Annotated in this window: 21 protein-coding genes; 1 reads left to right on the forward strand and 20 read right to left on the reverse strand. The window is 52.5% G+C overall.

The window, feature by feature from the left end; translation table 11 throughout:
* Positions 1 to 42 precede the first annotated feature (42 nt).
* Positions 43 to 1,356, reverse strand: a complete 1,314-nt coding sequence (locus AAH450_RS16765) for an NCS2 family permease (protein ID WP_342911219.1) — start codon at positions 1,354 to 1,356, stop codon at positions 43 to 45.
* Positions 1,357 to 1,565: 209 nt separating this feature from the next.
* On the opposite strand from AAH450_RS16765, the gene yieH reads away from it, so the two are divergent.
* Positions 1,566 to 2,228: a 6-phosphogluconate phosphatase gene (gene yieH, locus AAH450_RS16770; RefSeq protein ID WP_342911220.1), complete on the forward strand. Its 663-nt coding sequence runs from the start codon at positions 1,566 to 1,568 to the stop codon at positions 2,226 to 2,228.
* A gap of 67 nt (positions 2,229 to 2,295) precedes the next feature.
* On the opposite strand, the gene AAH450_RS16775 is transcribed toward yieH, so the two are convergent.
* From AAH450_RS16775 to mnmG, 19 genes are all read right to left on the reverse strand, one after another.
* Positions 2,296 to 3,531 carry an MFS transporter gene (locus AAH450_RS16775; RefSeq protein WP_342911221.1) on the reverse strand — a complete coding sequence of 412 codons (1,236 nt, stop codon included), beginning with the start codon at positions 3,529 to 3,531 and terminating at the stop codon, positions 2,296 to 2,298.
* 99 nt (positions 3,532 to 3,630) lie between these two features.
* Positions 3,631 to 4,368 carry a phosphate signaling complex protein PhoU gene (phoU, locus tag AAH450_RS16780; RefSeq protein ID WP_342911222.1) on the reverse strand — a complete coding sequence of 246 codons (738 nt, stop codon included), beginning with the start codon at positions 4,366 to 4,368 and terminating at the stop codon, positions 3,631 to 3,633.
* Positions 4,369 to 4,385: 17 nt separating this feature from the next.
* Positions 4,386 to 5,156, reverse strand: coding sequence for a phosphate ABC transporter ATP-binding protein PstB (gene pstB / locus AAH450_RS16785; RefSeq protein WP_306209263.1), 771 nt, complete (start codon positions 5,154 to 5,156; stop codon positions 4,386 to 4,388).
* A gap of 43 nt (positions 5,157 to 5,199) precedes the next feature.
* Positions 5,200 to 6,087, reverse strand: coding sequence for a phosphate ABC transporter permease PstA (gene pstA, locus AAH450_RS16790; RefSeq protein ID WP_342911223.1), 888 nt, complete (start codon positions 6,085 to 6,087; stop codon positions 5,200 to 5,202).
* Complete coding sequence (gene pstC, locus AAH450_RS16795) at positions 6,084 to 7,046, reverse strand: phosphate ABC transporter permease PstC (RefSeq protein WP_318788965.1); 963 nt, start codon at positions 7,044 to 7,046, stop codon at positions 6,084 to 6,086. Before pstC ends, pstA begins: the two co-directional genes overlap by 4 nt.
* 84 nt (positions 7,047 to 7,130) lie before the next feature.
* A complete protein-coding gene (gene pstS / locus AAH450_RS16800; RefSeq protein ID WP_342911224.1) occupies positions 7,131 to 8,171 on the reverse strand; it encodes a phosphate ABC transporter substrate-binding protein PstS in 1,041 nt (346 codons plus the stop codon).
* 1,153 nt (positions 8,172 to 9,324) lie between these two features.
* Positions 9,325 to 11,157: a glutamine--fructose-6-phosphate transaminase (isomerizing) gene (gene glmS, locus AAH450_RS16805; protein ID WP_342911225.1), complete on the reverse strand. Its 1,833-nt coding sequence runs from the start codon at positions 11,155 to 11,157 to the stop codon at positions 9,325 to 9,327.
* Between the two features lie 180 nt (positions 11,158 to 11,337).
* Entirely contained in the window at positions 11,338 to 12,708 is a 1,371-nt protein-coding gene (gene glmU, locus AAH450_RS16810) for a bifunctional UDP-N-acetylglucosamine diphosphorylase/glucosamine-1-phosphate N-acetyltransferase GlmU (RefSeq protein ID WP_342911226.1), read from the reverse strand.
* A gap of 125 nt (positions 12,709 to 12,833) precedes the next feature.
* The gene (locus AAH450_RS16815; protein WP_342911227.1) at positions 12,834 to 13,253 is read right to left on the reverse strand and encodes a F0F1 ATP synthase subunit epsilon; all 420 of its coding nucleotides are present in this window, start codon (positions 13,251 to 13,253) and stop codon (positions 12,834 to 12,836) included.
* A gap of 21 nt (positions 13,254 to 13,274) precedes the next feature.
* A complete protein-coding gene (gene atpD / locus AAH450_RS16820; RefSeq protein ID WP_306209250.1) occupies positions 13,275 to 14,657 on the reverse strand; it encodes a F0F1 ATP synthase subunit beta in 1,383 nt (460 codons plus the stop codon).
* 64 nt (positions 14,658 to 14,721) lie between these two features.
* On the reverse strand, positions 14,722 to 15,591 hold the full coding sequence (gene atpG / locus AAH450_RS16825) for a F0F1 ATP synthase subunit gamma (protein WP_318788960.1): 870 nt from the start codon (positions 15,589 to 15,591) through the stop codon (positions 14,722 to 14,724).
* Positions 15,592 to 15,645: 54 nt separating this feature from the next.
* Complete coding sequence (atpA, locus tag AAH450_RS16830) at positions 15,646 to 17,187, reverse strand: F0F1 ATP synthase subunit alpha (protein ID WP_342911228.1); 1,542 nt, start codon at positions 17,185 to 17,187, stop codon at positions 15,646 to 15,648.
* 14 nt (positions 17,188 to 17,201) lie between these two features.
* Positions 17,202 to 17,735, reverse strand: coding sequence for a F0F1 ATP synthase subunit delta (gene atpH / locus AAH450_RS16835; RefSeq protein WP_306209245.1), 534 nt, complete (start codon positions 17,733 to 17,735; stop codon positions 17,202 to 17,204).
* A 14-nt stretch (positions 17,736 to 17,749) separates the two neighbouring features.
* Positions 17,750 to 18,220, reverse strand: coding sequence for a F0F1 ATP synthase subunit B (gene atpF, locus AAH450_RS16840; protein WP_034918222.1), 471 nt, complete (start codon positions 18,218 to 18,220; stop codon positions 17,750 to 17,752).
* Between the two features lie 98 nt (positions 18,221 to 18,318).
* On the reverse strand, positions 18,319 to 18,558 hold the full coding sequence (atpE, locus tag AAH450_RS16845; RefSeq protein WP_003849523.1) for a F0F1 ATP synthase subunit C: 240 nt from the start codon (positions 18,556 to 18,558) through the stop codon (positions 18,319 to 18,321).
* 50 nt (positions 18,559 to 18,608) lie between these two features.
* The gene (atpB, locus tag AAH450_RS16850; RefSeq protein ID WP_306209243.1) at positions 18,609 to 19,427 is read right to left on the reverse strand and encodes a F0F1 ATP synthase subunit A; all 819 of its coding nucleotides are present in this window, start codon (positions 19,425 to 19,427) and stop codon (positions 18,609 to 18,611) included.
* Positions 19,428 to 19,435: 8 nt separating this feature from the next.
* Positions 19,436 to 19,816: a F0F1 ATP synthase subunit I gene (gene atpI, locus AAH450_RS16855; RefSeq protein WP_318788958.1), complete on the reverse strand. Its 381-nt coding sequence runs from the start codon at positions 19,814 to 19,816 to the stop codon at positions 19,436 to 19,438.
* 841 nt (positions 19,817 to 20,657) lie between these two features.
* Complete coding sequence (gene rsmG / locus AAH450_RS16860) at positions 20,658 to 21,278, reverse strand: 16S rRNA (guanine(527)-N(7))-methyltransferase RsmG (RefSeq protein ID WP_342911229.1); 621 nt, start codon at positions 21,276 to 21,278, stop codon at positions 20,658 to 20,660.
* A 107-nt stretch (positions 21,279 to 21,385) separates the two neighbouring features.
* Entirely contained in the window at positions 21,386 to 23,275 is a 1,890-nt protein-coding gene (mnmG, locus tag AAH450_RS16865; protein ID WP_342911230.1) for a tRNA uridine-5-carboxymethylaminomethyl(34) synthesis enzyme MnmG, read from the reverse strand.
* Between the last annotated feature and the right edge of the window lie 156 nt (positions 23,276 to 23,431).

Consider the following 23,431-nt stretch of genomic DNA (forward strand, 5'->3'; position numbering starts at 1 on the left):
TAAAAGGTGAAAAACAGGCCGTTTTCACGGCCTGTCTGGGGATCAGTGAGCGTCGATAAAAGCAATTTTCAGCACAAACAGTAGCGCAACAATCACCACGCAAGGGCTGATTTCACGCCAGCGACCAGTGCCCAGCTTCATCACGCAATAGGAGATAAAGCCCAGCGCGATACCTTCAGTAATAGAGAAGCTGAACGGCATCATTGCGGTGGTAACAAATGCAGGAACCGCTTCCGTCAAATCATCCCACTTTACGCGCGCCAGGCTTGATGTCATCAGCACACCAACGTAAATCAGCGCACCGGCGGCTGCATAGGCAGGCACCATGCCTGCCAGCGGCGACAGGAACATCACCAGCAGGAACAGAATGCCCGTCACTACCGCCATCAGGCCTGTACGTCCACCAATGGAGACGCCGGAAGAGCTTTCAATGTAGGCCGTTACGGAAGAGGTGCCGATGTAAGCACCCGCTACGGAGCTGATGCTGTCTACGTAAAGTGCCTGCTTCATGCGTGGGAAAGTGCCTTTTTCGTCGGTCAGGCCCGCTTTATCCGTCACGCCAATCAGCGTACCTGAAGAGTCAAACAGGTTAACCAGCATAAAGGAGAAGATGATGCCAGCCATGCCGACATTGAACGAGCCAGCCAGATCGACCTGACCCACTACGGAAGTGACGCCGGTTGGCACTGAGAACACGCCACCAAATTTCACATCGCCTATAGCCAGCCCAATCAGGGTGGTGATCACAATCGAGATCAGAACGGCAATATGAATGTTACGGGAGGCCAGGATGGCGATAATAAAGAAACCCAGCGCGCCCAGCAGGACGCTGTGGGAGGTTAAATCGCCTACTGCCACCAGCGTATCTTTATTGGGTACCACAATGCCGGCATTTTTCAGGCCGATCATCGCAATAAACAGACCAATCCCGGCGGTAATCCCCACGCGCAGGCTGACCGGGATATTCGCAATCATCCAGTAACGGATGCGGAAAATCGTCAATAGGAGCAGTCCCACCGCCCCCCAGAAGATGGCACCCATGCCTACCTGCCAGGAGATGCCCATTGCACCTACCACAACAAAAGCAAAGAAGGCATTCAGGCCCATCGCCGGCGCCAGCGCAACCGGAAGGTTAGCCACCAGGCCCATCAGGATGCTGCCCCCGGCCGCAATCAGACAGGTGGTCACGAAAACCGCCTGAGTGTTCATGCCCGCCACGCCGAGGATCTGCGGGTTAACGAACACGATGTACACCATCGTCAGAAAGGTAGTGAAACCAGCAATCACTTCAGTACGTGCTGTCGTACCGTGCTCCTGCAATTTAAAGATCCGCTGTAGTAGACCTGAATTATTCATTTTGTGATTCCAAAACGGAGAAAAGTTAACGACGGCTATCCTAACCTATAAAATTTATTTTGGTAGCCAACCGCAGGGATTTTTCGCAACCGATTGCGCTGATCTTGTTGCAAGATCGCAACCGCTAACTGGAATTGACATTTGTTAAGCGCAAACCCTCGCCAGTGAAGTAAAGTGAAAGGACAAGAAAATAACGAAGGGAGTGTTTAATGACCGTTGGCTGCATATTTTTTGATTGTGATGGCACGCTGGTAGACAGTGAGCTGCTGTGTACTCAAGCCTATGTAAACACCTTTGCCCGGTTTGGCGGCGAGCTTTCGCTACAGGAGATGTTTGAAAAGTACAAAGGCGTCAAGCTCTATGAGATCATCGACGATGTCTGTGCAGAGCATCACCTTACTGTGAGCAGAGAAGAGTTTGAGCCAGCCTATCGTAAAGAGGTTGCGCGGCTTTTTGATCTGGAACTGAAACCGATTGCTGGTGCCAGAACGCTGTTGGATCGGGTCACCGTACCTATGTGCGTGGTCTCTAACGGCACCGTGCCTAAAATGCAGCACTCGCTGGGGCTGACCGGTATGCTGCACCATTTTGATGACCGGTTGTACAGCGGCTACGATATATCAAGCTGGAAGCCCGATCCGGCGCTTATGCTGCACGCCGCAGAGCAGATGGGAGTGGCGATTGAGCAGTGCATTCTGGTAGATGATTCAGAAGCGGGAGCCAGAGCCGGTATCGCTGCGGGCATCCCGGTGTTTTACTTCTGTGCGGATGCGCACAACAAGCCGCTCGATCACCCGCTGGTCACCTCTTTTACGGAGATGTCACAGCTCCCGGCGCTGTGGCGTGAACGCGGGTGGGACATCGCGGGCTGAAGAACCGGGGCAAGGGGAATGCCCCGGCATCAGTATGCCGCTGCTGCGTCAGGCTCTTTGCCTGGCTTCAGCCAATAGCCCCCAGCACATCCTCACTCCCCTGCTTTTTCGGCAGCAGAAACAGCGTGGCCGCAATATCCAGCAGGTAAATTAAAGCCAGCAGAGTAATTGCTGCCGTAAAGGAGAGATTAACCACCAGCAGCCCAATAACCAGCGGCCCAAAGCCGCCCACGCCGCGGCCAAGGTTAAACAATACGTTCTGCGCGGTGGCACGGACCTGGGCTGGATAGGTGTCGGAAATCAGCGCACCGTAGCCGCCAATCATACCGTTCACAAACATGCCCATAATCGCGCCGGTAAAGAGCATCACCGTGGGATCGCGAAGCTGGGCATAAACAATCACCATCACTACCGCGCCGAACTGATAAAGCAGGAAAATTTTCCAACGGGCGAAGCGGTCAGCCAGTACGCCAAACAGCCAGATACCAAAGGTCATTCCTACTACCGTCACCGCGGTCCAGAGTCCCGATTTAGTCAGTGAGAAGCCAAAATTGCTGGAGAGATAGCTTGGCATCCAGATCATCAGGCCGTAATAGCCAAAGTTCTGCACCGAACAGAGGATAAAGATCCCCAGGCTGGCTTTGGTGGTGGTGGCATCCTTAAACAGCAGCCTGATACGGGCGGAGAAAGAAAGCCCCTGATTCACGTCAACATGCCGGGTGAAGCCTTCCGGCTCGCCCATGCCGCGACGGATGGCAAAAGAAGCCAGGGCAGGCAACAGCCCCACCAGAAACATGCCGCGCCAGCCAATATAGCCGAGCAGGAAAGGAGTGATAAACGCCGCCAGCAGCACGCCCAGCTGCCAGCCGATGCCAACCCAGGCTGAAGCACGGTTACGCTTGTTGGCAGGCCATGCCTCGGCGATCAGTGCCATCCCGATGCCAAACTCTCCGCCCAGGCCAACGCCCGCCAGCGTGCGATAGAGCAACAGATCCCAGTAACCCTGCGCAATAGCGCAAAGCCCGGTAAAGAGAGAGAACATCAGAATAGTAAACGTCAGGACGCGAATGCGCCCGAAGCGGTCGCTGAGATGACCGAAAATAATGCCACCCATAACTGCGCCAATCAGCGTCCAGGTCACCAGCGAGCCGGCCTGAGAGGGATTCAGCGCCAGTGAAAGGCTGATGGCGGGCAGCATAAAGCCCAGGATCAGCAGATCAAAACCGTCCATGGCGTAGCCGCTAATGGCAGCCAGCATCGCTTTACCCGGAGTGGCGCCCTTTACAGCTCTCTTTTGTGTCATGAGTGTTCCTTGCCAGAATGTCGTGCGGCAAGTATACGTTTTCAGCGGTTACATTCCAGACGAAAAAAGCAGGCCGGGCGAACCCGGCTTGAGGAGGGATCAGGTGGGATTGTTCTCGCCATTGCTGTCGCCGGTTAACAGCTTATCCAGCTCGTCACCGCCAACGTGGCGGAAATCCTGTCCTTTAACAAAGTAGAAGATAATTTCGCAAATGTTCTGGCAACGGTCACCGATGCGTTCGATAGCACGAGCACAGAACAGCGCGGTCAGCACGCTTGGAATGGTTCGCGGATCTTCCATCATATAGGTCATCAGCTGGCGCACGATGCCCTCATACTCCTGGTCTACTTTTTTGTCTTCCCGGTAGATCTCAATCGCCGCAGTGAGATCCATGCGCGCAAATGCATCCAGCACATCGTGCAGCATCTGGATAGTATGGTGGCCAAGGGACTCCAGGCTCACCAGCAGCGGCTGATGACTTTGCCCAAACTTCTCCAGCGCCGTGCGGCTGATTTTTTCGGCCACATCGCCAATACGCTCCAGCTCAGAGATGGTTTTGATAATCGCCATCACCAGACGGAGATCGCTGGCGGTTGGCTGACGTTTGGCGATGATGCGCACACAGGCTTCATCAATCGACACTTCCATCATATTGACCTTCTGGTCGCCCTCGATGACCTGCTTCGCCAGCTCGCCATCCTGGTTATGCATGGCGGTAATCGCGTCCGTCAACTGCTGTTCAACCATCCCACCCATGGTTAATACCTGGGTACGGATATGCTCCAGCTCGGCGTTAAACTGCCCGGAGATATGTTTGTTCAGATTCAGGTTATCCATCGTATTCTCCAGTCAACTCAACCGTAGCGGCCGGTAATGTAGTCTTCAGTTTGTTTCTGATGCGGCTTGGTGAACAGCGTGTCGGTGTCGCTGAACTCAATCAGTTCGCCCAGATACATAAAGGCCGTGTGATCGGAGCACCGTGCAGCCTGCTGCATGTTGTGCGTAACGATAACCACGGTGTAATCCTGCTTAAGCTCGGTGATCAGCTCTTCAATTCTGCCCGTAGAGATAGGATCCAGCGCAGAGCAGGGTTCATCAAGCAGCAGCACTTCAGGGCGAATCGCAATTCCCCGCGCAATGCACAAACGCTGCTGCTGGCCGCCCGAGAGACTGTAACCACTCTGATGCAGTTTGTCTTTGGTTTCCGTCCACAGCGCCGCTTTGGTCAGCGCCCACTGTACGCGCTCATCCATATCAGCACGCGAGAGCTTTTCAAACAGACGTACGCCAAACGCAATGTTGTCATAAATGGACATCGGAAACGGCGTGGGCTTCTGAAATACCATCCCCACGCGGGCGCGCAGCAGGGCGATATCCTGGCTGGCGGTCAGAATATTTTCCCCATCCAGCATGATTTCGCCTTCGGCGCGCTGCTCCGGATAAAGGGAGAACATTTTGTTAAAAGTACGCAGCAGGGTGGACTTGCCACAGCCTGACGGGCCGATAAAGGCGGTAACCTGGTTTTTGGCAATATCCAGATTGATGTTTTTCAGCGCATGAAATTTACCGTAGTAGAAGTTCAAATCACGAACCTGAATCATCTTACGTGAGGTGTTGTCAGCCATTCTCTTTCTCGCTTATTCGCGCCGCCGCAGCCGCGCCAGGAAATTAATGTTTACTACGGGCAAAAATAACGCGTGCCAGGATATTGAGTAACAGCACGCAAACGGTTATCAGCAGCACCCCCGCCCAGGCCAGACTCTGCCATTCGGCAAACGGACTCATGGCAAATTTAAAGATGGTCACCGGCAGGTTAGCCAGCGGCTGCATCATATCGGTACTCCAGAACTGGTTAGAGAGCGACGTAAACAGCAGCGGAGCGGTCTCTCCGGCAATACGGGCAATCGCCAGCAGTACCCCGGTCAGAATGCCGGAGACAGAAGCCTTGAGCGTAATGGCTGAAATCATCTTCCATTTCGGCGTACCCAGCGCATAGGCCGCTTCACGCAGGCTGTCCGGCACCAGTTTCAGCATGTTTTCCGTGGTACGAATCACAATGGGGACCTGCAAAAGCGCCAGAGCAATCACACCAGCCCAGCCCGAGAAGTGTTGCATCTGAGCCACTACAAGGGTGTAAACAAACAGGCCAACCACAATTGAGGGAGCAGAAAGCAGGATATCGTTGATAAAACGGATCACTTCTGCAAGCCAGGATTTACGCCCATACTCCGCCAGATAGATCCCGGCCATGATCCCGAGCGGGGTGCCAATCACTGTGGACCAGAGGATCAGCAATCCGCTGCCCGCAATAGCGTTCGCCAGACCACCGCCCGCCGTATTGGGCGGCGGCGTATTTTCCGTAAACAGCGACAGCGTCATACCATCCACGCCGCGCGTCACGGTGGCAAACAGGATCCACACCAGCCAGAACAGCCCAAACGCCATGGTCAGCAGCGACAGGGTCAGAGCAATGCGGTTCTTCATCCGACGCCATGCCTGCATTTTACGGCGTGACGCTAACAGCTCAGCACGAGTCTGCATCTCCATGGTGGTCATGAACGCGCTCCTTCACTTTTCGCCAGACGTAAAATCATGAACTTTGAGCAGGCCAGCACGATAAAGGTGATGACAAACAGGATCAGACCCAGCTCCATCAGTGCGGCGGTATGCACACCGGATTCAGCTTCGGCAAATTCGTTTGCCAGTGCCGAGGTAATACTGTTACCCGGCATAAACAGTGAAGGACTATCCAGCTGGTAGGTGTTACCGATAATAAAGGTCACAGCCATGGTTTCACCCAGAGCACGGCCCAGGCCCAGCATCACGCCGCCAATCACACCATTTTTGGTGAACGGAAGCACCACCCGCCAGATGACTTCCCAGGTGGTACAGCCAATGCCATACGCCGACTCTTTCATCATCACCGGAGTCTGTTCAAACACGTCACGCATCACTGAAGCGATGTAGGGAATGATCATGATGGCCAGAATAATTCCGGCAGCCAGAATGCCTATCCCAAATGCAGGCCCCGAGAACAGCGCGCCAACGATGGGAATGTTCGCCATCAGGTCGCCCAGCGGCGTCTGGAAGTAGTTAGCAAACAGCGGGGCGAAGATAAACAGCCCCCACATGCCATAGACAATACTTGGGATTGCGGCCAGCAGCTCAATCGCCACACCCAGAGGGCGGCGTAACCAGCCAGGGGCAAGTTCTGTCAGGAACAGCGCGATGCCAAAACTAACCGGAACGGCGATAACTAACGCAATCACCGAGGTCACGACGGTGCCATAGATAGGCACCAGCGCACCAAATTGTTCGTTGGGAGCATCCCAGGTTTTGGTCCACAGGAAAGAGAAGCCGAACTTCTGCATGCTGGGCCAGGAGGAGAAGATCAGAGAGACAATAATGCCGCCGAGCAGAAACAGCACAATCAGCGCAGCCAGTTTTACCAGCGCACCGAAGATGAGGTCACCCTGTTTGCCGGGGGCTTTAAATGTCGGCTTGGTTTCAGCCATAGGATTCCCGATATTGAAAGTGTAGGGGCGGCACGACGATGCCGCCCGATGGAACAGGCCGGATTAACCGGCCCCTACAACCGCTTAGTAAAGCGCTTTACCCGAGCCGTCTTTTACGTTGGTTTTCCATGCTGCGCGGATCTGCTCAACAACAGAGTCCGGCAGTGAAGCGTAGTCCAGGCTGTTAGTGGTTTTGCCACCGTTTTTGTAAGCCCAGTCAAAGAACTTCAGTACAGCAGCACCTTTCTCAGCATTTGCCTGCTCTTTGTGCACCAGAATGAAGGTGGTGGAGGAGATTGGCCAGGCATCAGCTCCTTTCTGGTAAGTCAGGTCCTGTGCGAAAGATTCGCTCCAGTTAGCGCCTTTCGCGGCGTTGCTGAAACTCTTCTCGCCTGGCTCCACGGCTTTGCCGTCGGCATCAATCAGTTTGGTGTAAGCCAGGCTGTTCTGTTTGGCATAGGCGTACTCAACATAGCCGATAGAGCCAGGCAGGCGCTGTACGAAGGCCGCAACGCCGTCGTTACCCTTACCGCCAAGACCGGTAGGCCAGTTTACGGTGTTGCCTTTACCAATTTTGCTGTTCCAGTCGCTGTTAACTTTTGCCAGGTAGCTGGTGAACACGAACGAGGTGCCTGAACCGTCAGCGCGGCGAACCACGTTGATGTTGCTGTCTGGCAGCTTCACACCCGGGTTCAGTTTGGTAATAGCCGGGTCGTTCCATTTTTTGATGGTGCCCAGGTAGATGTCGCCCACGGTTTTTCCGTCCAGCGTCAGCTGGCCAGATTTAATACCCGGAATATTAACGGCCAGCACTACGCCGCCGATCACGGTAGGGAACTGGAACAGGCCATTTTTCTGCAAATCTTCATCTTTCATTGGCGCATCAGATGCACCGAAATCCACAGTCCTGGCAATGATCTGTTTTACACCGCCGGAAGAACCGATGCCCTGATAGTTAACCTGTGCGCCAGTTTCGGTGTTGTAGTCAGCAGCCCATTTATTATAAACAGGCGCCGGGAAGGTGCCGCCAGCGCCGGTCAGATTAGTGGCGGCAATTGCAGAAACCGCGCTCAATGAGAGGGTTACAGCTACGCATTGAGCCAGGGTTTTTTGCATCAGTGTCATGTTCCCTCCAGGGGATTTCAGGTCTGCTGTTTTAACAGGAATAATGATTGTTGCTGGAGGCAAAATAGGACAGTTTGATGACATTACCGTGTACGTAATATGACAGTTTTATGACAAAAGTTGGGGCGGCAGCCAGGTGGGTATAACGGACTGGATTTAGTGCGGCAGCTAACAGGGGGTATCAGGGGCAGGAAGCTTATTTTTTTGTACATCGCGCGAAAACACGGCTGTAAATAAATATTTCATCTGTAAAATAATAAAAGCCCTGACTATGACAGCCAGGGCTTTTAGGGTACTACACTTTCATTAATTAGCATTAAATTACTTAATTTTCACATACTGCTGTTTGTACAACTTAGCATGTACAAGTTCGCAAAGATAATATTAGGTTCTGATTCTATAAATACCTCCTATTATTACCAATTAACACGACCTGCCTTTTTACTCTTACACCAGACAGGCTGAACCAGTACAATTCCCCTCGCGATATCTACTTTTTGATGCGTGGCTTTACATCTTCACTTATTGATGCGTTGCCTTACATCATCGCGACTTTATCCCCACTGCGATCAACATAACAACTACGTGGCCTTAAAACATCATGTGGGCTGACAGCTCCTCACTATGATCCCCATACAACAATATAACGAGGCCTTTATCGCAGATAACTCTTTTACGCTCTTAAGCGTCAAACTACTTACTTACTTACTTACTTACTTACTTACTTACTTACTTACTTACTTACTTACTTACTTACTTACTTACTTACTTACTTACTTACTTAACTAACTAACTAACTAACTAACTAACTAACTAACTAAGAACTTACTACTGACAGACAACTTTCGTCTGCCGTTGACTAATAATCTACGCATCTTTAAAACGAAGTCAATACTGTTTTTAATAACATGTGATTACTTACAGCATTTTCTGCTGTGGCGGCATTAAAACCGGTCTGCGAAAAGATCAATAATATCTGTCGATATTTCCTTCTTAACCCACTCCTTGTGACCGGGTTCTTTAAAGAACCAGCCATATCCTTTTCTCTGCATCACCAATAAAAAATCCGGTCAGCCTTTTAATCGGCATAACCGGATTTTCTCAGGGAAAATCAGTCACTCATCCCACTGTTCTCCCTTGCCAGAGAAGCGGACTATTCCACCGTCACTGACTTCGCCAGGTTACGCGGCTGGTCAACGTCCGTGCCCTTGATCAGCGCTACGTGATAGGAGAGCATCTGCAACGGAACGGTGTAGAAGATAGGGGCAATAATCTCCTCAACGTGCGGTAGCGGGATAATGCGCATCCCTTCCGAATTGCTGAAACCGGCATCCTGGTCAGCAAAGACATAGAGCAGGCCACCGCGCGCGCGAACCTCTTCAATATTCGACTTCAGCTTTTCCAGCAGCTCGTTATTAGGTGCAACCACAATCACCGGCATATCGGCATCGATCAGCGCCAGCGGGCCATGCTTGAGTTCACCTGCCGCATAGGCTTCCGCATGAATATAGGAGATCTCTTTCAGCTTCAGCGCCCCTTCCATCGCAATCGGGTACTGATCGCCACGGCCCAGGAACAGCGCATGATGCTTATCAGAGAACTCTTCAGCCAGCGTTTCAATCAGCTTGTCCTGGGAAAGCATCTGCTCGATACGGCTTGGCAGCGCCTGCAAGCCATGCACGATATCATGCTCGATCTGCGCGTCCATGCCTTTCAGCCGGCCCACTTTGGCCACCAGCATCAGCAGTACGGTCAGCTGGGTGGTGAACGCTTTGGTTGAAGCCACGCCAATTTCGGTACCGGCTTTAGTCATCAGCGCCAGGTCAGACTCACGCACCAGCGAGGAGCCAGCCACGTTACAGACGGCAAGCGACCCCAGATAGCCCAGCTCTTTAGAGAGGCGCAACGCCGCCAGCGTATCCGCCGTTTCGCCAGACTGAGAGAGGGTAATCAGCAGGCTGTTTTTGCGCACCGCAGATTTGCGATAGCGGAATTCAGAGGCAATTTCGACATCACAAGGGACGTTCGCCAGCGCTTCAAACCAGTAGCGCGATACCATGCCGGAGTTGTAAGAGGTGCCGCAGGCCACGATCTGGATATGCTCAACCTGCTTCAGCAGCTCGTTGGCATTGGGACCCAGCTCAGAGAGATCCACTTCGCCGTGGCTGAAGCGCCCGGTCAGCGTGTTTTTGATCGCCATCGGCTGTTCATAAATCTCTTTCTGCATGTAGTGACGGAACTGGCCTTTATCGCCCGCGTCATACTGTACGGTAGATTCGATTTCGCTGCGCTCTACTGACTCACCCTGACGATTAACAATTTTCACGTCACGGCGGGTAATCTCTGCAATATCGCCCTCTTCCAGGTAGATAAAGCGGCGAGTCACCGGCAACAGGGCCAGCTGATCGGAAGCGATAAAGTTCTCGCCCACGCCACGGCCAATTACCAGCGGGCTGCCGGAACGCGCAGCCACCAGCACCGACGGATCGCGGCTGTCCATAATCACCATGCCATACGCACCGCGCAGCTGAGGGATCACGCGCAGTACCACTTCACGCAGCGTCCCCCCCTGCTGTTTCTGCTCCCAGTGAACCAGGTGAGCAACCACTTCAGTATCGGTCTCAGAGGCGAAAATATAGCCCCGTTCCGTCAGCAGTTCACGCAGGGGTTCATGGTTTTCAATGATGCCGTTATGAACGATAATAATATGTTCAGAGATATGGGGATGCGCATTAGCCTCGGAAGGCTCTCCATGCGTAGCCCAGCGCGTGTGCGCAATACCCGTGCCGCCCACCAGCGGGTTGGTTTCCGCAGCTTCGGCCAGCTTAGCGACCTTTCCCAGACGACGCAGACGCGTGACCTGGCCTTCTGCGGTGACCACTGCCACACCGGCAGAGTCATAACCCCGATACTCGAGGCGACGTAACCCTTCAAGCAGGATTTCAGCGATATCACGCTGGGCAACTGCACCTACAATTCCACACATAATGTTATTCCTGTCGTCATGATCCTGTGGATCATTAACTTTGTCTTCTGACCTGATTAGTCCGGCTTTACCGGTTCCCCGAGCCTTTGTAGAGAGTGGGGATTATATTTATAACTGCACTTGCGTGAGGGATAAGTCCCTCAAGAATAATAGTGGGGCAGCATGCGCTGCCCGATTGATTTACTTCTTCTTCGCCGGACGCTGCCAGTCTGTTTTCAGATTCTGCTCTTTGCGGTTGTAAACCAGCCCGGCGGTCAGGACATCTTTCATTATCGTGGTGCCAGCCGCAATGGTTGTGCCAGCGGCGACCGAGACCGGCGCTACCAGCTGGGTATCAGACCCCACGAAGACATCATCGCCAATAATCGTCAGGGATTTATTAACGCCATCGTAGTTACAGGTAATGGTGCCGGCACCGATATTGACGTTTGCGCCGATTTTGGCGTCACCCAGATAGCTCAGATGCCCCGCTTTGGAGCCTTTACCTAAGGATGCCTTTTTCATTTCGACAAAGTTGCCTACGTGCGCGCCTTCTGCCAGCTGCGAGCCGGGGCGCAGACGGGCAAACGGGCCGATGGTGCAGGCCGCAGAGAGTTCCGCTTCTTCCACTACGCTGTAGGGGCTGATTTCACAATCATCGCCAATCACACAGTTTTTAAGGATACAGCCGCTGGCAATTTTAACGCGATTGCCCAGCACTACCCGGCCTTCAATAATCACATTGGTATCGATTTCGACATCTCTTCCGTGGGTCAGCTCACCACGCAGATCGAAACGGGCGGGATCTTTCAGCATCACACCCGCTAACAGCAGTTTCTCAGCCTGTTCCGCCTGATACACCCGCTCAAGCTGAGACAGTTGCAGGCGGTTGTTCACGCCTTCCGTTTCGGTGGTCCGCTCGGGATGCACTGCTTCGGTAACGCGGCCTTCCTGATGGGCAAGGGCGATAATATCGGTGATGTAATATTCACCCTGAGCGTTGTTATTGGTCAGCTTGCTTAACCAGCGCTTCAGATCGGCTCCGTTAGCCATCAGAATGCCGGTGTTGATTTCTTTGATCGCGAGCTGGGCAGGGGAGGCATCTTTCTGTTCGATAATCCCCACCACCGAGCCATTCTCACGCAGGATGCGTCCGTAGCCGGTTGGATTATCCAGCATCACTGTCAGCAGGGCGATACCGCCTTCAGGTTTGGCTTGCTGTAAACGTTGCAGCGTCTCTACTGAGATCAGCGGCACGTCCCCATAGAGCATCAGAATATCTTCATCATCGGCAAAGTAGGGCGCGGCCTGCTGCATGGCGTGGCCTGTTCCCAGCTGTTCCGCCTGCAATACCCAGTTAAGCGAAGGCTCAGGCAGGGCTGACTTCAGCAGCTCGCCGCCGTGGCCATAAACCAGATGGACATGGGCGGCACCAAGCTTGTTCGCCGCATCGATAACATGTTGCACCATTGGCTTTCCTGCCAGGCGATGCAGTACTTTCGGCAGATCGGAGTACATGCGGGTACCCTTGCCGGCAGCAAGGATCACCACGCTCATTGCGCTGTTAGACATAGATATCCTGAATTTCAGTAAGTAAACGGAAGTAAAACTGTTTCGATGTGAAAATACTACATTTTTCTCGGCAAAAAAAATGCCAGTCAGTTTCCTGACTGGCATTCGGGCTGCTTAAACCTGAGTTACATCGCTTTTTTGGTCAACTCGATCACGCGCAGTTTGGCGATCGCTTTAGCCAGTTCAGCCGACGCGGTAGCAAAGTCCACATCACCGTGAGAGCTGTTCATATGCTCTTCGGCTTTGCGTTTCGCTTCCATCGCACGAGCTTCGTCGAGGTCGGTTCCGCGGATCGCTGTATCAGCCAGCACGGTAACCGCGCCCGGCTGCACTTCCAGCAAGCCGCCGGAGAGATAAATATACTCTTCGTCGCCCTGCTGTTTAACGATGCGAACCATACCAGGTTTAATGGCGGTCAGCAGCGGAGCGTGGCCAGGATAAATCCCCAACTCACCTTCGCTACCTGACACCTGGATTCTCTGTACTGTACCGGAGAACATCTGCTGTTCTGCGCTGACAACGTCCAGGTGATAAGTCATAGCCATGATTAACCTCCAGAGAAACTGTTACAGCTTCTTCGCTTTTTCCACGGCTTCTTCGATGGAACCAACCATGTAGAAGGCCTGCTCTGGCATATGGTCGAATTCACCTTCCATGATACCTTTAAAGCCACGGATGGTATCTTTCAGCGACACATACTTGCCTGGAGAACCGGTGAAGACTTCTGCCACGAAGAAGGGCTGGGAGAGGAAGCGCTGCATCTTACGAGAGCGTGCTACCACCAGTTTGTCTTCTTCAGAGAGTTCGTCCATACCGAGGATGGCGATGATATCTTTCAGTTCCTGATAACGTTGCAGCAGGGACTGAACGCCACGAGCGGTATCATAGTGCTCCTGGCCAACAACCAGTGGATCCAGCTGACGGCTGGTAGAATCCAGTGGGTCAACCGCCGGGTAGATACCCAGAGAAGCGATCTGGCGGCTCAGTACCACGGTTGCGTCAAGGTGCGCAAAGGTGGTGGCTGGTGATGGGTCAGTCAAGTCATCCGCAGGGACGTAAACGGCCTGAACGGAGGTGATTGAACCGGTCTTAGTGGAGGTAATACGCTCCTGCAAGACACCCATCTCTTCCGCCAGCGTTGGCTGATAGCCTACCGCAGAAGGCATACGACCCAGCAGTGCTGATACTTCAGTACCGGCCAGGGTGTAACGGTAGATGTTATCGATAAACAGCAGTACGTCACGACCTTCGTCACGGAACTTCTCAGCCATGGTCAGGCCGGTCAGCGCTACGCGCAGGCGGTTTCCTGGTGGCTCATTCATCTGGCCATAAACCAGAGAAACTTTATCGATAACGTTAGAGTCGGTCATCTCGTGGTAGAAGTCGTTCCCTTCACGGGTACGCTCGCCCACACCGGCAAAGACGGAGAAACCTGAGTGCTCAGCCGCAATGTTACGGATCAGCTCCATCATGTTTACGGTTTTACCTACACCCGCACCACCGAACAGACCAACTTTACCGCCCTTAGCGAACGGACACATCAGGTCGATAACTTTGATACCGGTTTCCAGCAGCTCTTGCGAGTTTGACTGATCTTCATAAGAAGGTGCTGCACGGTGAATGGCCCAGCGCTCTTCTTCGCCGATGTCGCCCTTCATATCGATAGGCTCACCCAGCACGTTCATGATACGGCCAAGTGTGGCAGTGCCAACTGGCACTTCGATTGGGTGCTCAAGGTCAACCGTTTCCAGACCGCGCTTCAGGCCGTCGGAAGAACCCATGGCGATGGTACGAACCACGCCACCACCCAGCTGCTGCTGGACTTCCAGCACCAGACGAGCATCACCATTTTTAACCTCAAGGGCGCTGTACACTTGTGGTACTGCGTCCTGAGGGAACTCGACGTCCACAACGGCGCCGATTACCTGGACAATCTTTCCAGTAGCCATCTTGAATCCTCTACCTAATTCGTTTATACCCCGCCAGCTCTGAGCCTCAGCAGGGTATACCTGGTTAAACCGCGGAGGCCCCACCGACAATCTCGGTAAGTTCCTGGGTGATGCTGGCCTGACGAGCTTTGTTGTATACCAACTGCAGCTCTTTGATCAGGTTTCCGCCGTTGTCGGTCGCAGCTTTCATCGCCACCATACGCGCGGCCTGCTCGCTGGCCAGGTTTTCTACAACACCCTGGTAAACCTGAGACTCGACGTAGCGACGCAGTAATGTATCCAGCAGCGCTTTCGGATCCGGCTCATACAGATAGTCCCAGGTACTCTTCTTCACAACGCCTTCGTCTTCATCTGCTGGCGGTAACGGCAGCAGCTGGACGATTTGTGGTGACTGGGACATAGTGTTGATAAATTTGTTGCTGACGATAAACAGCTTGTCGAGACGACCTTCATCATAGGCTTGCAGCATGACTTTCACTGGGCCAATCAGATCGGACAGAGAAGGTTTATCTCCCATGCCGGTCACCTGGGCAACCACGTTGCCACCAACAGAGCTGAAGAACGACAGGCCTTTAGAGCCGATAATGGCGAGATCGCTCTCGACGCCTTTATCAGACCAGCCTTTCATATCTGCCAGTAATCTTTTGAACAGGTTAATGTTCAAACCACCACAAAGCCCGCGGTCGGTAGACACGACCAGGTAGCCGACGCGCTTGACGTCACGCTCTTCCAGGTAAGGGTGCTTGTACTCCAGATTCCCTAACGCAATGTGACCAATCACTTTGCGCATGGTCTCTGCATAAGGACGGCTGGCCGCCATGCGTTCTTGCGATTTACGCATTTTGGAGGCGGCGACCATTTCCATCGCTTTGGTGATCTTTTGCGTGTTCTGGACGCTTCCGATCTTACTACGTATCTCTTTTGCGCCGGCCATAAGCTTCTCCTCAAAGCCTTGCGGCCTGCTCCCTGAGGAGCAAGCCGCCAGACATTACCAGGACTGGGTTTTCTTAAACGTTTCGAGGAGGCCTTTCAGCTTCTCTTCGATTTCGCCGTTATAGTTACCAGCCTGGTTGATTTCAGCCATCAGCTCAGCGTGATCGCGATCCGCAAAAGCCAGCAGCGCCGCTTCGAAGCTGCCAATTTTCGCCAGTTCGACGTCATTCAGGAAGCCACGCTCGGCCGCAAACAGCACCAGACCCTGCTGCGCTACGGACATCGGCGCATACTGTTTCTGTTTCAGCAGCTCGGTCACTTTCTGACCATGGCTCAGCTGTTTACGGGTTGCTTCATCCAGATCGGAAGCGAACTGAGAGAACGCTGCCAGTTCACGATACTGTGCCAGCGCGGTACGAATACCACCGGACAGTTTCTTGATGATCTTGGTCTGAGCTGCACCACCCACACGGGATACCGAGATACCTGGGTTAACTGCCGGACGAATACCGGAGTTAAACAGGTTCGTTTCCAGGAAGATCTGACCATCGGTAATCGAGATTACGTTAGTCGGAACGAACGCAGAAACGTCGCCAGCCTGAGTTTCGATGATTGGCAGCGCGGTCAGTGAACCGGTTTTACCTGTCACTGCGCCATTGGTGAAACGCTCAACATAATCAGCGCTTACGCGTGATGCACGTTCCAGCAGACGAGAGTGGAGATAGAACACGTCGCCAGGGAAAGCTTCACGGCCCGGTGGACGACGCAGCAGCAGAGAAACCTGACGGTAAGCAACAGCCTGTTTAGACAGGTCATCGTATACGATCAGTGCATCTTCACCGCGGTCACGGAAGTATTCACCCATTGCGCAACCGGCATACGGAGCCAGGTATTGCAGCGCAGCAGACTCAGAAGCGGTAGCCACAACCACGATGGTGTTAGCCAGCGCATTGTGCTCTTCCAGTTTGCGAACCACGTTAGCGATAGTCGACGCTTTCTGACCGATAGCGACGTACACACACTTGATGCCGGAATCACGCTGGTTGATGATGGCATCGATCGCCATCGCGGTTTTACCGGTCTGACGGTCACCGATGATCAGCTCACGCTGGCCACGGCCGATTGGAATCATCGCATCGACTGACTTGTAGCCAGTCTGTACAGGCTGGTCAACAGACTGACGATCGATAACGCCTGGTGCAATCACTTCGATTGGCGAGAAGCCATCGTTGTCGATTGCGCCTTTGCCATCGATTGGTGCACCCAGGGTGTTCACCACGCGACCTAACAGGCCACGGCCAACCGGGACTTCAAGAATGCGGCCAGTACACTTAACTTTCATGCCTTCGGCAAGGTCAGCGTAAGGGCCCATCACTACTGCACCAACAGAGTCGCGCTCCAGGTTCAGTGCGATTGCGTAACGGTTGCCCGGCAGTGCGATCATCTCACCCTGCATAACATCGGCCAGGCCGTTTACGCGGATGATACCGTCACTGACGGAAACAATAGTGCCTTCATTGTGAGCTTCGCTCACTACATTGAACTGAGCAATGCGCTGCTTGATCAGTTCGCTGATTTCGGTGGAATTCAGTTGCATATGCTCCAGTCCCCTTAAGACTGCAAGACGTCTGCAAGACGCTCAAGACGGCCGCGTACGCTGCCGTCAATGACCATATCACCCGCACGGATGATTACGCCTGCCATTACAGACTTATCGATTTTGCAATTCAGCTTAACTTTGCGTGACAGACGTTTTTCCATAGCGGCGCTGATTTTGGTCAGCTGTTCGTCACTCAGTGTGGTGGAAGAGATTACCTCAACGTCCGCGGTCGCATCATGTGCGGCACGTAGCTGGATAAACTGAGCCAGAACACTGGGAAGCGCTGGCAAACGTTTGTTTTCGGCCATGACCTTAATCAGGTTTTGACCGGCTTCGTCCAGTTGATCACCACAGATAGCGATGAACTGTGCAGACAACGCTTCCGGCGCAAGCGCGCCGGAAAGAAGTTCTGCTACCTGTTCATTGCTGGCTACCTCGGTAGCGAACGCCAGCATCTGCTGCCAGCGATCGACACTTTGATGCTCAACAGCAAAGTCAAAAGCTGCTTTGGCGTAGGGGCGAGCTACAGTAGTAAATTCAGACATCAGCCCCTCCCTCCTTACAGTTCAGCGACCAGTTTATCAACGATGTCGCTGTTAGCAGCTTCATCCACGGAACGTTCAATGATTTTTTCGGCGCCAGCCACAGCCAGCATCGCGACTTGCTTACGCAACTCTTCACGTGCACGTTTGCGTTCGGCGTCGATTTCAGCCTGCGCCTGGGTGACGATCTTGTTACGTTCCTGCTCAGCCTCAGCTTTCGCTTCGTCCAGGATCTGCGAACGACGCTTGTTAGCCTGTTCGATGATTACCTGAGCTTCTTCTTTCGCTTTTTTCAGCTGATCGGTCGCATTAGCCTGTGCAAGATCCAAATCTTTTTTGGCACGTTCAGCGGAAGCAAGGCCTTCGGCAACTTCTTTCTGGCGCTTTTCGATAGCGGCCATCAGCGGCGGCCATACGTACTTCATGCAGAACAGGACAAACAGGATGAACGCGATAGCCTGGCCGAGGATTGTTGCGTTAATGTTCACAGCACAATGCCTCTTGTTAAGTTAACTTTTTCTCCGGCCGGCAAGCCAACCGGAAGAATCGGTTCATCGCCAGGTGACCAGCGATGAACTATCGGTTATTACGCGACAGCAAACATCACGTACAGACCCAGACCAACAGCGATCATTGGGATTGCATCCACCAGACCCATTACAACAAAGAACTGCGTACGCAGCAGAGGGATCAGATCCGGTTGACGCGCGGCGCCTTCCAGGAATTTGCCTCCGAGGATGCCGATACCGATCGCAGCACCGATTGCCGCTAAGCCCATCATCACAGCGGCAGCCATGTACAGCAGATCCATATTCAGGTTTTCCATGACAGTCTCCAGTTTGTTTCAGTTAAAACGCAGTAGTGTTGAGAAAAAAATCAATGTTCTTCAGATGCCATCGACAGATAGACAATCGTTAAGACCATGAAAATGAAAGCCTGCAACGAAATGATCAGGATGTGGAAAATGGCCCAGGGCACATTCAGAATCCACTGTGACCACCACGGCAACAGACCGGCAATCAGGATAAAAATCAATTCACCCGCATACATGTTTCCGAACAGTCGCAGACCCAGGGAAACCGGTTTGGACAACAGGCTCACACCTTCAAGGATCAGGTTGATCGGAATAAAAATCGGGTGATTGAAGGGTTGCAGTGTCAGCTCTTTAGTAAAGCCGCCAATGCCTTTCATCTTGATGCTGTAGAACAGAATCAAAATAAATACGCCAAGTGCCATTGAGAGCGTGATGTTCACGTCTGCAGAAGGCACAACACGCAACGCTGGCAAACCTAAGAAGTGCTCACCGATATAGGGCAGCAAGTCGATAGGCAGCAGGTCCATGAAGTTCATCAGGAAGACCCAGACGAAAATCGTCAGAGCCAGCGGTGCGATTACTTTGCTTTTACCATGGTACATGTCGCGAACGTTGTCATCGACAAAGCCGACAACCAGTTCAATCGCGGCCTGCATTTTTCCCGGCACGCCGCTGGTGGCTGTCTTCGCAACTTTACGAAACAGCACCAGGAACACCAGTCCCAGCACCACAGAGAAAAACATGGAGTCGATATTCAATACCCAGAACGTCGCCGGTGCGTCGTGTGGATTCACCAGCTCGAAGGTACGCAGGTCCAACTGAAGGTTATTCAGATGATGGCCTATGTATTCCTGCGGCGTAGAGATTTCTCCTGCAGCCATGATGCCTCTTACCCTTTGTTGTTAATTACAGCCGGTGCGACGATTTGCACAATCAGCACCGATAACCAGGCCAGTCCGAGCGGTGTAAACACTGCCCCAAATACCGCCAGCGCCACGACAAGCAAGAGAATGGTGGCCAGAACCTTCAGCACCTCACCCAATAAAAAACTCCAGGCTATACGCCCTTTTATCGGGTCTCCTGCCTGATGACGCCAGGCAAAAATCATAAACACAATGTTTGGCAGCCAGGCTGCCAGTCCACCTGCAAGGGCGGATAAGCTCCATGCCAGATCTTTAAAGGCAAACAGCGCGCCGATTACGACAAAGGTCACCAGCTGAAGCAGCAGCACGGTTCGGGCAAATTTCACTCTGTAAAGGGACACTGACATGACGCTGAAACTCTCCTGCCCCCTCGGGGGTATGTCGCGTGTCGTATAAAACTGCCTTTGCTCTTTTGAGTCAAGCAGCAAAAAACGAGCAAATTATACGGTGCGCCCCTGCGATTTCAATGGATAAGTAGCGAAAAGGTGAACAATTATTTAAATTTCTTTCGCGAGGCCTGTTTTTTAAAACTCAGAAGAACGGCAAACCGGAAGAAATTTCCTGCAAGAGTCGACAAACCTTGCTCATAAAGCGTGCTGAAGATCACAATTCGATAACTTAATGCTTAAGTTATGTTCAGGAATAATCTTAATTTAATAAAAAACCAGCCTGTCTAATAGATTAAATTCAATAGGTTATGGAGATTTATTTTAAAAAGAGACCCTCTCAGCATTTAAAACCTTATATTGACATTTGAAGCATCGAATTATTCCACCAAAGCGCCTTACTCACCTCGATTTATAAACAGAAAATATTTTCCGCCGTTACCATCTGACAGGGAATAATCGCGGTTCGAGGTGATAAACATGATAACAGAATGTGAAATTATCGTTAAATATTACAGAGAGTATCGGATAATTTCAGCGTGCCGTTTTAACCTTATGTAAACAACCTGGCCGCGATAAAAAGTGTGAAGAAGATCGTTTGAGTGCTGCATTTTCAGACAACACCTGCCGGACGGTAGCGCAGAGGTTGCGGTTACGCTTCACGATAGTCACGCAACTTAACTAAAATCCTGTTACTTAAAGCACTTACGGTCAATAAGGCTATTCGGCTTTTACGCGACACTAAGTTTAAAAAACCGCAATAACAGCCGCGCGTTTTGATGATTTAAACAGCAATCTGACCTTATTTATTCACATTTACCACGATCAGATGACGCTCCCCTTCCAACTGAGGTACCAGCAGTTTCACCACCCGATCGACGGTAAATCCTTCCGGCAAATGAGCTAATTCTTCCTGCGGAACTACTCCTTTAAGAGCATAAAACTGACCTGTTTTGCCCGGCAAATGGTGACACCAGTTTAGCATGTCATTCAGAGAGGCGAAGGCACGGCTGATAACCCCGTCGAACGGCGGTTCGGCCGGAAAGTCCTCTACCCTGCTCTGAACCGGTGTGATGTTACTCAACTTCAGTTCATGCTGGACCTGTTTGAGGAAACGGATGCGTTTGCCCAGGCTGTCCAGCAGGGTAAAGTGCGAATCAGGACGGACAATAGCCAGCGGCACGCCTGGCAGGCCCGGACCGGTTCCTACATCAATAAAGCGCGTTCCCTGTAGCGCTGGCTCAACCACAATGCTGTCCATAATATGACGGATCAGCATCTGCTCAGGGTCACGTACCGAGGTCAGATTATAGGCTTTATTCCACTTGTGCAGCATGTTGACATACCCCACCAGCAGATCCTTTTGCCGATCGGAGAGAGAAATATGGGCGGCGTTAAGCAGAGAAGTGAGTTTGGTAATCACACTGAGTTCCTGTGAAAAGGTCTGCGGGCAAATGTATTCGTCCCGCCTTACAAAAACAACAGGGGCGGATTCTCTTCCGCCCCCTTACGTTATGACTGCTGAACAGATCAGGCGCTTTTACGCAGCAATCCCTGTTTCTTCAGGTAGATCAGCAAAATGGAAATGGCTGCGGGGGTTATCCCTGAAATACGGGAAGCCTGGCCAATCGATCCTGGTTTGTGATCGTTAAGCTTGGCGATCACCTCATTTGAAAGGCCGCTCACCTGACGGTAATCCAGTTCAACCGGCAGCAGCGTATTTTCATTGCGCAGCTGGCGGTCAATCTCTTCCTGCTGGCGAGCGATATAGCCTTCGTACTTCACCTGAATTTCAACCTGCTCTGCGGCCTGAGGATCGCTCAGCGCAGGGGCAAAGGTGCTCAGGGTCATCAGCTGCTGATAAGTCATCTCAGGACGGCGCAGCAGGTCTTCACCGCTTGCCTCTTTGGTCAGCGCCGCGCTCAGTACGCCGTTGACTTCCTCAACACACTCCGACTTCGGGTGTACCCAGATGTCTCGCAGACGCTGGCGTTCCTGCTCAATGCTTTCCAGCTTCTGATTGAAGCGCGCCCAGCGGGCATCATCCACCAAGCCCAGTTCACGACCCGCTTCGGTCAGACGCAGATCGGCGTTGTCTTCACGCAGCATCAGACGATATTCCGCACGGGAGGTGAACATACGGTACGGCTCTTTTGTGCCCAGGGTGCAGAGGTCATCAACCAGCACACCGAGATAAGCCTGATCGCGACGTGGCGCCCAGGTCTCTTTGTCTGCGGAAAGACGACCCGCATTCAGACCAGCAAGAAGGCCCTGTGCCGCCGCTTCTTCATAGCCGGTGGTGCCGTTGATCTGTCCTGCAAAGAACAGCCCCTGAATATATTTACTTTCAAGCGATGGTTTCAGATCGCGCGGATCGAAGAAATCATACTCGATAGCGTAACCAGGCCGGACGATCTTCGCGTTTTCCAGACCCTGCATAGAACGGACGATCTGGATCTGTACATCAAACGGCAGGCTTGTTGAGATGCCGTTCGGGTAAATTTCATTGCTGGTCAGGCCTTCCGGCTCCAGGAAGATCTGGTGAGCGTTACGATCGGCAAAACGCATGACCTTGTCTTCGATGGAAGGGCAGTAGCGCGGCCCAATACCTTCGATAACGCCTGAATACATCGGGCTGCGATCCAGATTATTACGGATCACATCATGCGTTTTCTCGTTTGTGTAGGTGATGTAGCACGGCACCTGTTCAGGGTGCTGATTGACATTTCCCATAAACGAGAAGACCGGCATTGGCGTATCGCCATGCTGTGGTGCCAGTACGCTGAAATCAATGGTTCTGGCATCAATGCGTGGCGGCGTTCCGGTTTTCAGACGGCTGACGCGCAGAGGTAACTCACGCAGACGGCGGGCCAGAGGGATCGAAGGAGGATCGCCAGCACGGCCGCCGCTGTAGTTATCGAGACCAATATGAATTTTTCCATCAAGGAAAGTCCCTACGGTCAGCACAACGGCTTTTGCACGGAACTTCAGTCCCATCTGGGTCACTGCGCCTACGACCCGATCGTTCTCAACGATAAGATCGTCTACAGCCTGCTGGAAGATCATCAGGTTTGGCTGATTCTCTAACGCGGTACGAACAGCCTGTCGATACAACACGCGGTCTGCCTGAGCACGGGTAGCCCGCACTGCCGGGCCTTTGCTTGCGTTTAGTATCCTGAACTGTATGCCCGCCTGGTCAATTGCATGCGCCATCAACCCGCCAAGTGCGTCCACTTCTTTAACCAGATGTCCTTTTCCAATACCACCGATCGCCGGGTTACAGGACATTTGTCCAAGCGTATCAATGTTATGGGTTAATAGCAGGGTTTGCTGACCCATTCGGGCAGCCGCCATGGCGGCTTCGGTACCCGCATGACCACCACCGATTACGATGACGTCAAAAGGATCTGGATAAAACATGGTACTGCACCTCGCGATTGTGCGAATGAGAGATTACTGCTGGGCCGTGGATTCTACTCAACTTTAGACGAAGGGGAAAGCGCACAGCCCGGCGTGTATTAAAAAGAAGATCTTTTTTATCTAGAGATCTCTTTGTTAGATCTTCTATTAGGATCG

Origin of the sequence: Erwinia magellanica (assembly GCF_039023495.1) — a bacterium.
Classification (GTDB): domain Bacteria; phylum Pseudomonadota; class Gammaproteobacteria; order Enterobacterales; family Enterobacteriaceae; genus Erwinia.

What these genes read in the sequence shown, in the direction of transcription:
- pstA (WP_342911223.1), bottom strand. Translation starts at nt 6,087, where the DNA reads ATGACCACCATGGAGATGCAGACTCGTGCTGAGCTGTTAGCGTCACGC.
- phoU (WP_342911222.1), bottom strand. Translation starts at nt 4,368, where the DNA reads ATGGATAACCTGAATCTGAACAAACATATCTCCGGGCAGTTTAACGCC.
- glmU (WP_342911226.1), bottom strand. Translation starts at nt 12,708, where the DNA reads ATGTCTAACAGCGCAATGAGCGTGGTGATCCTTGCTGCCGGCAAGGGT.
- AAH450_RS16815 (WP_342911227.1), bottom strand. Translation starts at nt 13,253, where the DNA reads ATGGCTATGACTTATCACCTGGACGTTGTCAGCGCAGAACAGCAGATG.
- mnmG (WP_342911230.1), bottom strand. Translation starts at nt 23,275, where the DNA reads ATGTTTTATCCAGATCCTTTTGACGTCATCGTAATCGGTGGTGGTCAT.
- atpH (WP_306209245.1), bottom strand. Translation starts at nt 17,735, where the DNA reads ATGTCTGAATTTACTACTGTAGCTCGCCCCTACGCCAAAGCAGCTTTT.
- atpE (WP_003849523.1), bottom strand. Translation starts at nt 18,558, where the DNA reads ATGGAAAACCTGAATATGGATCTGCTGTACATGGCTGCCGCTGTGATG.
- AAH450_RS16775 (WP_342911221.1), bottom strand. Translation starts at nt 3,531, where the DNA reads ATGACACAAAAGAGAGCTGTAAAGGGCGCCACTCCGGGTAAAGCGATG.
- atpB (WP_306209243.1), bottom strand. Translation starts at nt 19,427, where the DNA reads ATGGCTGCAGGAGAAATCTCTACGCCGCAGGAATACATAGGCCATCAT.
- AAH450_RS16765 (WP_342911219.1), bottom strand. Translation starts at nt 1,356, where the DNA reads ATGAATAATTCAGGTCTACTACAGCGGATCTTTAAATTGCAGGAGCAC.
- atpG (WP_318788960.1), bottom strand. Translation starts at nt 15,591, where the DNA reads ATGGCCGGCGCAAAAGAGATACGTAGTAAGATCGGAAGCGTCCAGAAC.
- glmS (WP_342911225.1), bottom strand. Translation starts at nt 11,157, where the DNA reads ATGTGTGGAATTGTAGGTGCAGTTGCCCAGCGTGATATCGCTGAAATC.
- yieH (WP_342911220.1), top strand. Translation starts at nt 1,566, where the DNA reads ATGACCGTTGGCTGCATATTTTTTGATTGTGATGGCACGCTGGTAGAC.
- pstB (WP_306209263.1), bottom strand. Translation starts at nt 5,156, where the DNA reads ATGGCTGACAACACCTCACGTAAGATGATTCAGGTTCGTGATTTGAAC.
- atpI (WP_318788958.1), bottom strand. Translation starts at nt 19,816, where the DNA reads ATGTCAGTGTCCCTTTACAGAGTGAAATTTGCCCGAACCGTGCTGCTG.
- pstS (WP_342911224.1), bottom strand. Translation starts at nt 8,171, where the DNA reads ATGACACTGATGCAAAAAACCCTGGCTCAATGCGTAGCTGTAACCCTC.
- atpA (WP_342911228.1), bottom strand. Translation starts at nt 17,187, where the DNA reads ATGCAACTGAATTCCACCGAAATCAGCGAACTGATCAAGCAGCGCATT.
- pstC (WP_318788965.1), bottom strand. Translation starts at nt 7,046, where the DNA reads ATGGCTGAAACCAAGCCGACATTTAAAGCCCCCGGCAAACAGGGTGAC.
- atpD (WP_306209250.1), bottom strand. Translation starts at nt 14,657, where the DNA reads ATGGCTACTGGAAAGATTGTCCAGGTAATCGGCGCCGTTGTGGACGTC.